This window comes from Streptomyces sp. NPDC021020, from assembly GCF_044333285.1.
Taxonomy (GTDB): Bacteria; Actinomycetota; Actinomycetes; order Streptomycetales; family Streptomycetaceae; genus Actinacidiphila.
In genome coordinates this window covers 67130-80068 of record NZ_JBIRQQ010000004.1, presented here as the reverse complement: position 1 = coordinate 80068, position 12939 = coordinate 67130, and the positions used below count along the sequence as shown (strand labels likewise).

Genomic DNA, 12939 nt, shown 5'->3' with positions numbered 1-12939 from the left:
GGCCCAGCGTGGAAGTTGTCATCGTCCCGGACGCGGCGGCAGGCGGCGAAGTGATCGCGGAGACCATCGCCGCGCTCATCCGCCGCAAGTCCGACGCGCTGCTCGGGGTCGCCACCGGCTCCACCCCGCTGCCCGTCTACCAGGCGCTCGCGGCCAAGGTCCGCGGCGGCGCGGTGGATGTCTCCCGCACCCGGATCTGCCAGCTGGACGAGTACGTGGGCCTGCCGGCCGGCCACCCCGAGTCGTACCGCTCCGTGGTGCTGCGCGAGGTCGTGGAGCCGCTCGGGCTGTCCCCGGAGTCCTTCATGGGCCCGGACGGCAGCGCGGAGGACGTCCAGGGCGCGTGCGAGGCGTACGACGCGGCTCTCGCCGCCGCGGGCGGGGTCGACCTCCAGCTGCTGGGGATCGGCACGGACGGGCACATCGGCTTCAACGAGCCGTGCTCGTCGCTGGCCTCCCGCACCCGTATCAAGACGCTCACCGAGCAGACCCGGGTCGACAACGCGCGCTTCTTCGACGGCGAGATCGAGCAGGTCCCGCACCACGTCATCACGCAGGGCATCGGCACGATCCTGGAGGCCCGCCACCTCGTGCTCCTCGCCACCGGCGAGGGCAAGGCGGAGGCGGTGGCGCAGAGCGTGGAGGGCCCGGTCGCCTCGGTGGTCCCCGCGTCCGCGCTCCAGCTCCACCCGCACGCGACCGTGGTCGTCGACGAGGCGGCCGCCTCCAAGCTGAAGCTTGCGCCGTACTTCCGCGCGACCTTCGCGGCGAAGCCGCACTGGCAGGGGCTGTAGCCCCTGCCGCGCAGGGCGGTACGCCAGGGGCGCGGGGAACTGCGCGCTCAGCCCCCACCGGGGCGCGGGTCGTCACCGACCCAAAGGGTCTCTTCGGTCCGATCCGGACCACCGGCCGGTGGTGGGTTGCTCGCGCAGTTCCCCGCGCCCCTGGTGTGCCCCGCGCCGCATGGGCAGGCTCAATGCCGGACGCCGGGCTCGGCTCAAGGGTTACGGCCGGGCCCGGCGTACGGGGTGGGGGCGCGCCCCCGCGAAGGGGTCAGCGGGCGCTGACGATCGCCTCGGCGGCAGCCTCACCGCAGACGCGGGCCGCGCCGTGGGTCGCGAGATGGAGCGCTCCCGCGGGCGGGGCCTGGGGGACGCCCATCTCGACGACCACCGTGTCGGGGCGGGCGGCGACGACGCCGGCCAGCGCCTCGGACATCCACGCGTGCCGGTGGACGTCGCGGACGACGGCGACGATCCGCCGCTCCCCCGCCGCCGCCAGGACCTGCGCGGCGACCTCGGGGGCCTCGGGGGCGGGGGCCTCGGGGGCCTCCGGTGCGGCCTCCGCCTCCTCCGCGGCGCGGTACGTGCCCGTCTCCGTGCCCGGCAGCAGCCGTTCGAGCTCGGCGGCGACGCCCCACGGGGTGTCCTCGCCGACCGCGATGTTGGCCACCGGCGTGAAGGCGGCGACGTAGGGGGCGGACTCCAGCGGCGCGAAGGCGTCGGTGCGGGTGATCCGCAGGGCGCGGCGGGCGGCCTCCAGGCCGACCTCGGAGGCGGTGCCGAAGGCCTCGCCGGGGGCGGCCGCGGTGCTGCCGGGTGCGGTCCCCTCCGCTGCGCCCGGCCGCTGCGCCGCCGCCCACGCGGCGAGGTCGCGGACCCGCTCGGCCGCGTCGGCGAGCCGCTCGCGGGGCAGCTCGCCGGACTCGACGGCCGCCACGATCGCGTCGCGCAGCGCGAGTACGGTCTCCTCGTCGGCGAGGCCGCCGCCGACGCAGATCGCGTCGGCGCCGGCGACCAGCGCCAGGACGGTGCCGCGCTCGATCCCGTACGTCGCGGCGATGGCCTGCATCTCCATGCCGTCGGTGACGATGAGGCCGCCGTGGCCGAGGCCGCCGCGCTCGCGGGGCGCGCGCAGCAGGCCGGTGAGCGCGGCGGGGCTGAGGGTCGCGGGCAGCTCGGGGTCGAGGGCGGGCACGAGGATGTGCGCGCTCATCACCACCTTGCTGCCGGCGGCGAGCGCGGCGCGGAAGGGCACCAGCTCGCGGGAGTGCAGGGTCGCCACGTCGACGTCGATCCGCGGCATGTCGTGGTGCGAGTCGACCGCGGTGTCGCCGTGGCCGGGGAAGTGCTTGACGCACGCGGCCACGCCCGCGGACTGGAGGCCCTCGACGTAGGCGGCGGTGTTGCGGGCGACCAGGTCGGGGTCGGCGCCGAAGGAGCGCACGCCGATGACCGGGTTGTCCGGGTCGGAGTTGACGTCGGCGGAGGGCGCCCAGTTGAGGTTGACCCCGCATTCGGCGAGCCGGCGGCCCAGCTCGGCGGCGACCGCCCGGGTGAGCTTGACGTCGTCGACGGCGCCGAGCGCGAGGTTGCCCGGGAAGGACGAGCCGCCGCGCGCCTCCAGCCGGGTGACGTCGCCGCCCTCCTCGTCGGCCGCGACGAGCACGTCCGGCCGTACCGCGCGCAGCTGGGCGGTGAGCGCGGCCAGCTGCGCGGGCGACTCGATGTTGCGGGCGAACAGCGCGACCGCGCCGAGTCCTTCGGCGAGCTGCCGCAGCAGCCACTCGGGGGCCTCGGTGCCCTCGAAGCCCGGTTGCAGGACGGTCAGCGCGTCGCGTACGAGCGAGGGAGCGGGCGTGTCCGTACCGGTGACGGCGGCGGTCATCCCTTCACCGCCCCGGCGGTGAGGCCGGCGGCCATCTTGCGCTGCACGAGCAGGAAGAGGATCACCACGGGGATGCCCATCATGGTGGAGCCGGCCATCATCGGCGCGTACTCGGTGCCGTGCTGGGTGGTGAAGGTGCCGAGCCAGACCGTGGCCGTCTCGTGCTCCTGGCTCATCACCAGCAGGGCGTAGAGGAATTCGTTCCACGCCTGGATGAAGCCGTAGATGGAGGTCGCGACCAGGCCCGGGGCGAGCAGCGGGAAGACGACCCGGATGAAGGCGCCGGTGCGGCTGCACCCGTCGACCATCGCGGCCTCTTCGAGCTCCTTGGGGATGTTGACGATGAAGCCGCGCAGCGTCCAGACCGTGAAGGGCAGGATGAAGGTCAGGTACGTCAGCACCAGGCCGCTGAGCTTGTCGATCTGGTGGATCTGGTTGAGCAGCAGGAACACCGGGATGATCATCGCGACGAGCGGGACCATCTGCACGGTCAGGATGCCGACGATGACGGCCTTGCGGCCGCGGAAGGCGAAGCGGGAGATCGCGAGTGCCGCGAGCAGGCCGATGACCGCGCCGACCACGACGGTGGAGGCGCTGACGATGAGGCTGCGCTCGACCGGTCCCCAGAAGTCGCTGATGTCCAGCGCGCGCCGGAAGTTCTCCAGCGACACCGGGAAGGGGAAGAAGTGCGGCTTGGGGTCGATCGCGTCCTTGGCCGGCTTGAAGGCCGTGTTGATCATCCAGTAGACCGGGAAGACGATCACCACGAAGACCAGCAGGCCGACGACGTTCCAGCCGATCTTGGCCTTGCGCTTGCGGCGCTCGGCCGCGGTGGCCGTGATCACCGGGGCGGCGCTCGGCCGCGAGGTCAGGGCGCTCATTCCACCTCTCCGATCTTCAGCATCTGCCGCATGTAGACCGCGACCACACCGAGCAGCAGCAGCACGGTCAGCAGCGCGATGGCGGAGCCGGAGGCGTAGTCGTTGACGCCGAAGGCCTTTTCGTACGAGTAGGTGGTCAGCAGCTGGAACTCCGGCTCGGGGTGGCCGCCGCGCATCAGCCAGACCTGGGCGAAGACACCCATGTCCCAGATGACCGAGAGCGTGGTCATCATGACGACCAGCGGCTTGATGATCGGGAAGGTCACGTAGCGGAAGACCCCGAAGGCCGCGGCGCCGTCGAGCCGGGCCGCCTCCTCCAGCTCCTTGGGGACCTGGGTGAGACCGGCGCCCAGGGTGATCACGACGAACGGGATCGCGCCCCACACCACCTGGAGCATGATCACCGTCAGGCCCTCGGGGCCGGAGGCGAACCAGTTGTGCCCGGTGTAGTCGACGCCCGGCAGCTCGGTCAGCACCCAGTTCACGACGCCGTAGTCGCTGTCGAACATCCACTTGAAGACGGTGACCGCGACGACGACCGGCATCGCCCAGCTCGCGACGAGCGCGATGTTCACCAGGGTCCGCACCCAGCCGGACACGCGCTGCAGCAGCAGCGCGATCAGCATGCCCAGGACCATGGTCAGGATGACCGCGACACCGGCGAAGACGATGGTGCGGACGACGACGTCCCAGAACTCGCTGTCCTTGAGGATCGCCGAGTAGTTGTCGAAGCCCACCCAGGTGGCGGGTTTGAAGCCCCACAGCTGGGGCTTCTTGTAGTCCTGGAAGGACAGGATGCCCAGCTTGATCAGCGGGTAGCCCAGCACCAGCACGAGCACGAGGATGCAGGGCGCCAGCAGCAGCCAGGGGGTGAGCGCCCGGCTGACGCGGATCCGGCTACCGCGTGCGGCGCGGCGTCTCCCGGGGCCGCGCCCGGGAGGTGATGAGTGCCGCCGTGGCGGCGGCACCTTGGTGGTGGTGGTCTCGGCGGCACTCATCACGTGCTCCTCAGCGGTCCTGGTCTACGTTGTGAGGACGGTCAGTTCTTGACGTTGAGGACCTTGTCCATGGCCTCGTCAGCCGTCTTGGCCGCGTCCTGGACGGAGGCCTTGCCGGTGGCGATGTTCTGCAGCATGGTCTGCAGGGTCTGCGCCTTCTCCACGGTGCCCCAGCCGGGCGCGGTGGGCACGAACCAGCTGGAGCCGGCGGCGGTCGCGGTGACCGCGGAGGCCGGGTCGCTCTTGAGCGTCTCCAGCTGCGTGTTGTTGTTCGGCAGGTTGCCCTTGCTCATCAGGACCTTCTGGCCCGCGGTGTTCGTGAAGTCGTTGATCCACTCGGCCGCCAGGTCGGCGTTCTTCGACTTCGTCGGGATCGCCAGGTCCGAGCCGCCGAGGAAGACCGGCAGGTTCTTGCCGGACGGGCCGGGCATGACGAAGTTCTCGAGGTTGTCCTTGAGCTTGCCGCCGGTCTTGTCGAACTTCGGGTCGGCCGCGGACGGCCCCTCCCAGCCGGGGGCGAAGATCAGGTCGGACTTGCCCTGGCCGTAGACGATGTAGCGGTCCGACTCGTCCTTGGTGAGGTCGCCGTGCATGTACTTGCCCATGGCGTCCTTCCAGGCGGTGAGGCCCTGGATGGCCTGCGGGCTCTCCAGCGAGCCCTTCCACTGGCCGCCCTCGTTGGCGGCGATGGCGCCGCCGGCGTCGTAGACGAAGGACATGGCCGCGTACCAGTCACGCGAGGGCTGGTACCAGGCGTTGAACTTCGGACCCTGCTTGGACTGGATCTTGTCCAGGTCCGCGGTCAGCTCGGTCCAGTTCTTCGGGGCGGCCTTGATGCCGGACGCGGCGGCGATGTCCTTGCGCCACGTCGCGATACGGGCGGCGGCGTAGTACGGCACGCCGTAGGTCTTGCCGTCGTAGGTGACGGACTGCTTGAGGGCGTCCAGCCACTGCGCGGAGTTGTCGAACTTCGACGGGTCGACCTCGGCGAACGCGCCTTCGGCCATGTAGGGCACCATCTCGGAGTTGCCCATCTCCACGACGTCGGGCGCCTTGTCGGTGGCGAGCACGGCGTCCAGCTTGGCATTCTTGTCCGGCCAGGCGTAGTACTCGTGCTTGACCTTCAGACCCGGGTGCTTCGCGGTGAGGGCGTCGTCAGCCGTCTTGATGAGTTCCGGCCAGTTGTGCTGGGCGTCCACCGTCAGCCAGACGGTGATCGACGACGCGCTCGCCGCCTTGTCGCCCCCCGACGACGCCTTCTTGTCGTCGTCCTTCTTGTCCGATCCACATGCCGCGATACCGACGATCATGGTCGCGACGCCGATCGCCGCGATGAGCTTGCGCTTCACGCCACCCTCCTCAGGATGCCCGAAACTCCCCCCACCGCCCGAAATGCCGGACTCCGCGCAGGACGCGGAGGCCGATACTTGCTCGTGGGTCTGGGATTTGGTCGTTAATGGTTTAGACCAGTACCGGGAGCTTGGCCTAGACCTTTAGGGGTGTCAAGGGTGTATAAGAACACCCGTCGGGTCTGTTATCGGACCGACACCTGAGGGGGACCAGGACCCCGCCGCCTCTCTCCCGCGGAGCCGCGCGTGCCACCATGTGAGCCGCGATCAACGGAGGAGCCGGACCACGGCAGCACGAGCGCAGTCGGGAGCAGACGTCATGGAGAGCGACGCGGTCACCAGTGCGGAGACGACGACGGGCGGCACCGCCGGCCGTACCGCGCGGGTGCCCAAGTACTACCGGCTCAAGCGCCATCTGCTGGACATCACCCAGACCATGCCACCGGGCACCCCCGTCCCGCCCGAACGCACCCTTGCCACCGAGTTCGACACCTCCCGCACCACCGTCCGGCAGGCCCTCCAGGAGCTTGTCGTCGAGGGCCGACTGGAGCGTATCCAGGGCAAGGGCACCTTCGTGGCCAAGCCCAAGGTCTCCCAGGCGCTGCAACTGACCTCGTACACCGAGGACATGCGCGCCCAGGGCCTCGAACCCACCTCCCAGCTGCTGGACATCGGCTACATCACCGCCGACGACCGGCTCGCCGGGCTGCTGGACATGAAGGCCGGCGGGCGCGTGCTGCGCATCGAGCGGCTGCGGCTCGCCAACTCCGAGCCGATGGCCATCGAGACCACCCACCTGTCCGCCAAGCGCTTCCCCGCGCTGCGCCGCAGCCTGGCCAAGTACACCTCGCTCTACACCGCGCTGGCCGAGGTCTACGACGTCCGGCTCGCCGAGGCCGAGGAGACCATCGAGACGTCGCTGGCGACCCCGCGCGAGGCCGGGCTGCTGGGCACCGACGTGGGCCTGCCGATGCTCATGCTCTCCCGGCACTCGATCGACACCACGGGCGAGCCGGTCGAGTGGGTGCGGTCGGTCTACCGCGGCGACCGGTACAAGTTCGTGGCCCGCCTCAGCCGCCCCACCGACTGATCCGGGTACCCCTACCGGTGCTTTCCGGTCACCCGCGCGGCTGACCTGGGAACTGATCCGTGCACGGGTAGTGACTGCCGCCGCTAGCCTCCCCTAGATTTCCTGGCCATTACAGCCGCTCTAGGGGACGGGAGCACCAGCACATGTCACCAGCACCACCGGACCCACGGCCACCGGTCGTCACCCCCACCCGGGTCGTCGCCGCGCTGTGCCTGCTCGCACCGTTCGTCGCCCTGCTGTGGGTGGACTCCTACGCCCGTACGACGCCGGCCTTCATCGGCATCCCGTTCTTCTACTGGTACCAGATGGCCTGGGTGCCGGTGGCGGCCGCGCTGACCTTCACCGCGTACGTGCTCGTACGCCGCGAGGAGCGGGCGCGCAAGGGCGGTGAGGACGCGTGAAGGACGGCGTCAACGGCGTCGCGCTCGGCGTCTTCGTCTTCTTCTTCCTGGCCGTCACCGTGCTCGGCTTCTTCGCCGCGCGCTGGCGGCGCGCCGCGGACCCGCTGCACCTGGACGAATGGGGCCTGGGCGGGCGGAGTTTCGGGACCTGGGTGACCTGGTTCCTGCTCGGCGGCGACCTGTACACCGCGTACACGTTCGTCGCCGTGCCCGCCGCGATCTTCGCGGGCGGCGCCGCGGGCTTCTTCGCGGTGCCCTACACGATCATCACCTACCCGCTGGTCTTCCTCTTCCTGCCGCGGCTGTGGTCGGTCTCGCGCCGGCACGGCTACGTGACCTCCTCGGACTTCATCCGCGGGCGGTTCGGCTCCAAGAGCCTGTCGGTGGCCGTCGCGATCACCGGCATCATCGCCACGATGCCCTACATCGCGCTGCAACTGGTGGGCATCCAGGCCGTCCTGGACGTCATGGGCGTCGGCGGCAGCGACGGCACCAACTGGTTCCTCAAGGACCTGCCGCTGCTCATCGCCTTCGGCGTGCTCGCCGCGTACACGTACTCCTCGGGGCTGCGCGCGCCCGCGCTCATCGCCTTCGTCAAGGACGCGCTGATCTACATCGTCATCGTGGTCGCCATCATCTACATCCCGTACAAGCTCGGCGGCTTCGACGACATCTTCAGCAAGGCCGGTGACGCCTACGCGGTGACGAACAAGCAGGGCGTCGCCCGCGGCTCCCTGGTGACCGGCCCGAAGGCCCAATGGGCGTACGCCACGCTGGCGATGGGCTCGGCGATGGCGCTCTTCCTCTACCCGCACTCGATCACCGCCGTGCTGTCCGGCAAGAGCCGCGACACCATCCGCCGCAACACCACGATCCTGCCGCTGTACTCGCTCATGCTCGGCCTGCTGGCGCTGCTCGGCTTCATGGCCATCGCGGACGGCGTCGGCGCGGGCGACCCGAAGTACAACAACCAGCTGGCCATCCCGCAGCTCTTCGAGAACGTCTTCCCGTCGTGGTTCGCGGGCGTCGCCTTCGCCGCGATCGGCATCGGGGCGCTCGTGCCCGCCGCCATCATGTCCATCGCCGCGGCGAACCTCTTCACCCGCAACATCTACAAGGACCTCATCAAACCGGACGCCACCCCGGCGCAGGAGACCGCGGTCTCCAAGGCCGTCTCGCTCGTGGTCAAGGTCGGCGCGCTGGTCTTCGTCCTCACCATGGACAAGACGGTGGCCATCAACTTCCAGCTGCTGGGCGGCATCTGGATCCTGCAGACCGTCCCGGCCATAGTGGGCGGCCTGTTCACCCGCTGGTTCCACCGCTGGGCGCTGCTCGCCGGCTGGGCGGCGGGTATGTTCTACGGCACATGGAAGGCGTACGAGCAGTCCAGCCCGGCGCAGTCGCACTTCGGCGGGAACGCGGACATGATCCCGCTGATCGGTGAGAAGGGTTACATCGGCCTGACGGCCTTCGTCCTCAACGCGGGCGTCGCGATCGTCCTGACGGTCGTCCTGCGGGCCTTCAAGGCCCCTGCGGGCGTGGACGAGACCTCGCCGGGCGACTACACCGCGGAGTCCGCCGCGGAGCTCCCGAGCCCCGCGACGCCGCCGGACACGACGGTCACCCCGGGCCTGCCCGAGCCGGCGTAGGGGCTGCGCCCGAAGGGGCGCGGGGAACTGCGCGAGCAACCACCCACCGGCCGGTGGTCCGGTACGCACCGAACTGCCCCTTCGGGCCGGTGACGACGTGCACGTGGTCGGTGGCTGAGCGCGCAGTTCCTCGCGCCCCTGGTGTACCCGGCGACACAACATCTAGCCCCGTCCATGTGCGGCAGCACAAGATGTATGCTCAACTCCGCTGCCCGCAGGGGAAGCCGGTGCGAATCCGGCGCTGCCCCGCAACGGTGAGCTGCCGCGCGCCCAAGCGCCACGCAGCGGAGCCCGATCGCCTGCCGGCAGACGGCGTTCCGGTCCGCGAACCGTGACGCCGCTGTGTCCGGGCCTCGTGGAGTGGGCTCCGCGGACGCGGCTCGGCATGCCCGCAGGGCTGCCGCGGCCCCCTCCGTCCCTCCCCGCGCGGCCGCCGCCGCTCATGTGGGAGACCGCATCACCGTGACCATCGCGCCCGAAGCCCCCGCAGCCACCGCCACCGCCACCACCGGCGCGCCCGACAGCGCCGACCTGCTGCGTACCCTCGTGGAGCTGTGTACCGACCTTCCCGACACCGACCCCGGCAGGGTCGCCGGCGCGGCGTTGCGGGGGCGCAGCGCGGCCGCGGACACGGCGGAGCTGCGGGTGCTGGCCACCGAGGCGGCGGCCGGGCTGATCTCGGAGGACCCGGCGTACTCGCGGCTGGCGGCGCGGCTGCTGACCGTGACGGTCGCCGAGGAGGCCGCGTCGCAGGGCGCGGTGTCCTTCACGGCCTCGATCGCGGTGGGGCACCGCGAGGGCCTGGTCGCCGACCGCACCGCCGACTTCGTCACCCGGCACGCGGCCCGGCTGGACGCCCTGGTCGAGCGGGCGCTCGCCGAGGGCGCCGACGACCGCTTCGGCTACTTCGGCCTGCGCACCCTCTACACCCGCTACCTGCTGCGGCACCCGCTGACCCGCAAGGTCGTCGAGACCCCGCAGCACTTCCTGCTGCGGGTGGCCGCGGGGCTGGCCGAGGACGAGAGCGCCGCGGCGCTGGACGAAGTGGCCGCGCTCTACCGGCTGATGAGCGCGCTGGACTACCTGCCCAGCTCCCCCACGCTCTTCAACTCCGGTACGCGGCACCCGCAGATGTCCTCGTGCTACCTGCTGGACTCGCCGCTCGACGAGCTGGACTCGATCTACGACCGCTACCACCAGGTGGCCCGGCTGTCGAAGCACGCGGGCGGCATCGGACTGCCCTTCTCCCGTATCCGCGCCCGCGGTTCGCTCATCCGCGGCACCAACGGGCACTCCAACGGCATCGTGCCCTTCCTGAAGACGCTGGACGCCTCGGTCGCGGCCGTGAACCAGGGCGGCCGCCGCAAGGGCGCCGCGGCGGTCTACCTGGAGACGTGGCACGCGGACGTCGAGGAATTCCTGGAGCTGCGCGACAACACCGGTGAGGACGCCCGGCGTACGCACAACCTGAACCTGGCGCACTGGGTGCCGGACGAGTTCATGCGCCGGGTCGAGGCGGACGCGCAGTGGTCGCTGTTCTCGCCGGTGGACGTACCGCAGCTCGTCGACCTGTGGGGCGACGACTTCGACACCGCCTACCGCGCCGCCGAGGCCGCCGGGCTCGCCCAGCGCACCCTGCCCGCACGGGAGTTGTACGGCCGCATGATGCGCACCCTGGCGCAGACCGGCCAGGGCTGGATGACGTTCAAGGACGCCGCCAACCGCACCGCCAACCAGACCGCGCGCCCCGGCCGTACCGTGCACTCGTCCAACCTGTGCACGGAGATCCTGGAGGTCACCGACGACTCCGAGACGGCCGTGTGCAACCTCGGCTCGGTGAACCTCAGCGCCTTCGTCACCGCCGAGGGGGACATCGACTGGGCGCGGCTGGACGAGACCGTGCACACCGCGGTGACCTTCCTGGACCGGGTCGTCGACATCAACTACTACCCGACCGAGCAGGCGGGCCGCTCCAACTCCCGCTGGCGGCCGGTGGGTCTGGGCGTGATGGGCCTCCAGGACGTCTTCTTCAAGCTGCGGCTGCCCTTCGCCTCCCCCGAGGCCCGCGCGCTGTCCACGAAGATCGCCGAGCGCGTCATGCTCGCCGCCTACGAGGCCTCCTGCGGCCTGGCCGAGCGGCACGGGCCGCTGCCCGCGTGGGCGGAGACCCGCGCCGCGGACGGCGTGCTGCACCCGGACCACTACGGCTTCCAGACCGCGTGGCCCGAGCGCTGGGCGGCGCTGCGCGAGCGCGTCGCGGCGCACGGCATGCGCAACGCGCTGCTGCTGGCCATCGCCCCGACCGCGACCATCGCCTCGATCGCCGGCTCGTACGAATGCATCGAGCCGCAGGTGTCCAACCTCTTCAAGCGCGAGACGCTGTCCGGCGAATTCCTCCAGGTCAACTCCTACCTGGTGGCCGACCTCAAGCGGCTGGGCGTGTGGGACGAGCAGACCCGCGAGGCGCTGCGCGAGTCGGCCGGCAGCGTCCAGGGCTTCGGCTGGATCCCCGCGGAGGTGCGCGAGCTCTACCGCACCGCCTGGGAGCTGCCGCAGCGCGCCCTCATCGACATGGCCGCGGCCCGTACCCCGTACCTGGACCAGAGCCAGTCGCTGAACCTGTTCCTGGAGACGCCCACCATCGGCAAGCTCTCCTCGATGTACGCCTACGCGTGGAAGCAAGGCCTGAAGACCACGTACTACCTGCGCTCCCGCCCGGCGACCCGGATCGCCCGCGCCGCGCAGGGCTCCGCACCCGCGGCCGTACCCGCTCCCGCGTCCCCCGCCGCGACCGCCGACGCGATCGCGTGCTCCCTGGAAAACCCCGAGTCCTGCGAGGCCTGCCAGTAATGACCAGCACCACCGCGAACGTGAAGAACCTGCTCGACCCGGGCTTCGAACTCACCCTGCGTCCGATGCGCTACCCGGACTTCTACGAGCGCTACCGCGACGCGATCAAGAACACCTGGACGGTGGAGGAGGTCGACCTGCACTCCGACGTCGCCGACCTCGCCAAGCTCACCCCGGGCGAGCAGCACCTCATCGGGCGGCTGGTGGCGTTCTTCGCCACGGGCGACTCGATCGTCTCCAACAACCTGGTGCTCACCCTCTACAAGCACATCAACTCCCCCGAGGCGCGGCTCTACCTGTCCCGCCAGCTCTTCGAGGAGGCCGTGCACGTCCAGTTCTACCTGACGCTGCTGGACACCTACCTGCCCGATCCGGCCGACCGGGCGGCGGCCTTCGACGCGGTCGAGGAGATCCCGTCCATCCGCGAGAAGGCGCAGTTCTGCTTCCGCTGGATGGCGAACTTCGACGGCCAGGGCGCCGAGAAGATCGACCGCCTGGAGACGCACGAGGACCGCCGCAACTTCGTCCTCAACCTGATCTGCTTCGCGGCCTGCATCGAGGGCCTGTTCTTCTACGGGGCCTTCGCGTACGTCTACTGGTTCCGCTCCCGCGGGCTGCTGCACGGCCTGGCGACCGGCACGAACTGGGTCTTCCGCGACGAGACGATGCACATGAGCTTCGCCTTCGACGTCGTCGACACGGTGCGCAAGGAGGACCCGTCGCTCTTCGACGAGCGGATGCAGGCCGAGGTCACGGACATGCTGCGGGAGGCCGTCGAGGCGGAGCTGCAGTTCGCCCGCGACCTGTGCGGTGACGGGCTGCCGGGCATGAACACCGACTCCATGCGCGAGTACCTGGAGTGCGTCGCCGACCAGCGGCTCGCCCGCCTCGGCTTCCCGCCGCTGTACGGCTCCCGCAACCCCTTCTCCTTCATGGAGCTGCAGGGCGTGCAGGAGCTGACGAACTTCTTCGAGCGCCGGCCCTCCGCCTACCAGGTGGCGGTGGAGGGCACGGTCGCGCTCGACGAGGAGTTCTAGGACGCCCGGGAGGCGGC

10 protein-coding genes and 1 riboswitch are annotated in these 12939 nt (G+C 70.7%); of the genes, 6 read left to right on the top strand and 4 right to left on the bottom strand.

All coding sequences use genetic code 11. The features are described 5' to 3' along the window. Positions 1-8 precede the first annotated feature (8 nt). Positions 9-794 (top strand): glucosamine-6-phosphate deaminase, encoded by a 786-nt coding sequence (nagB, locus tag ACH4SL_RS12380; RefSeq protein ID WP_398444263.1) that lies wholly within the window; start codon positions 9-11, stop codon positions 792-794. A gap of 259 nt (positions 795-1053) precedes the next feature. Here nagB and ACH4SL_RS12375 read toward each other — a convergent pair whose 3' ends face one another. From ACH4SL_RS12375 to ACH4SL_RS12360, 4 genes are read right to left on the bottom strand one after another with little or no spacing between them, the layout of a single operon-like run. Further along, on the bottom strand, positions 1054-2667 hold the full coding sequence (locus ACH4SL_RS12375; RefSeq protein ID WP_398444260.1) for a glycoside hydrolase family 3 protein: 1614 nt from the start codon (positions 2665-2667) through the stop codon (positions 1054-1056). Beyond that, positions 2664-3548, bottom strand: a complete 885-nt coding sequence (locus tag ACH4SL_RS12370) for a carbohydrate ABC transporter permease (protein WP_398444258.1) — start codon at positions 3546-3548, stop codon at positions 2664-2666. Before ACH4SL_RS12370 ends, ACH4SL_RS12375 begins: the two co-directional genes overlap by 4 nt. Further along, positions 3545-4546 (bottom strand): carbohydrate ABC transporter permease, encoded by a 1002-nt coding sequence (locus tag ACH4SL_RS12365; protein WP_398444256.1) that lies wholly within the window; start codon positions 4544-4546, stop codon positions 3545-3547. Before ACH4SL_RS12365 ends, ACH4SL_RS12370 begins: the two co-directional genes overlap by 4 nt. A gap of 41 nt (positions 4547-4587) precedes the next feature. Next, on the bottom strand, positions 4588-5895 hold the full coding sequence (locus tag ACH4SL_RS12360) for an extracellular solute-binding protein (RefSeq protein ID WP_398444254.1): 1308 nt from the start codon (positions 5893-5895) through the stop codon (positions 4588-4590). Positions 5896-6214: 319 nt separating this feature from the next. On the opposite strand from ACH4SL_RS12360, the gene ACH4SL_RS12355 reads away from it, so the two are divergent. From ACH4SL_RS12355 to ACH4SL_RS12335, 5 genes are all read left to right on the top strand, one after another. Then, positions 6215-6985, top strand: coding sequence for a GntR family transcriptional regulator (locus tag ACH4SL_RS12355; RefSeq protein ID WP_031520277.1), 771 nt, complete (start codon positions 6215-6217; stop codon positions 6983-6985). Between the two features lie 143 nt (positions 6986-7128). After that, the gene (locus ACH4SL_RS12350; RefSeq protein WP_398444251.1) at positions 7129-7386 is read left to right on the top strand and encodes a DUF3311 domain-containing protein; all 258 of its coding nucleotides are present in this window, start codon (positions 7129-7131) and stop codon (positions 7384-7386) included. Beyond that, complete coding sequence (mctP, locus tag ACH4SL_RS12345) at positions 7383-9035, top strand: monocarboxylate uptake permease MctP (protein ID WP_398444249.1); 1653 nt, start codon at positions 7383-7385, stop codon at positions 9033-9035. The genes ACH4SL_RS12350 and mctP overlap by 4 nt, the downstream gene beginning before the upstream one ends. A 188-nt stretch (positions 9036-9223) precedes the next feature. Beyond that, positions 9224-9357: riboswitch (cobalamin riboswitch) on the top strand. Between the two features lie 140 nt (positions 9358-9497). Then, positions 9498-11885, top strand: a complete 2388-nt coding sequence (locus tag ACH4SL_RS12340; protein WP_398444246.1) for a ribonucleoside-diphosphate reductase subunit alpha — start codon at positions 9498-9500, stop codon at positions 11883-11885. Next, positions 11885-12922: a ribonucleotide-diphosphate reductase subunit beta gene (locus ACH4SL_RS12335; RefSeq protein WP_398444244.1), complete on the top strand. Its 1038-nt coding sequence runs from the start codon at positions 11885-11887 to the stop codon at positions 12920-12922. The genes ACH4SL_RS12340 and ACH4SL_RS12335 overlap by 1 nt, the downstream gene beginning before the upstream one ends. Positions 12923-12939: the final 17 nt, after the last annotated feature.

Excerpts from the sequence above, each read along its gene's own strand:
- ACH4SL_RS12365 (WP_398444256.1), bottom strand. The coding sequence starts at position 4,546 with ATGAGTGCCGCCGAGACCACCACCACCAAGGTGCCGCCGCCACGGCGG.
- ACH4SL_RS12355 (WP_031520277.1), top strand. The coding sequence starts at position 6,215 with ATGGAGAGCGACGCGGTCACCAGTGCGGAGACGACGACGGGCGGCACC.
- ACH4SL_RS12375 (WP_398444260.1), bottom strand. The coding sequence starts at position 2,667 with ATGACCGCCGCCGTCACCGGTACGGACACGCCCGCTCCCTCGCTCGTA.
- ACH4SL_RS12335 (WP_398444244.1), top strand. The coding sequence starts at position 11,885 with ATGACCAGCACCACCGCGAACGTGAAGAACCTGCTCGACCCGGGCTTC.
- ACH4SL_RS12350 (WP_398444251.1), top strand. The coding sequence starts at position 7,129 with ATGTCACCAGCACCACCGGACCCACGGCCACCGGTCGTCACCCCCACC.
- ACH4SL_RS12370 (WP_398444258.1), bottom strand. The coding sequence starts at position 3,548 with ATGAGCGCCCTGACCTCGCGGCCGAGCGCCGCCCCGGTGATCACGGCC.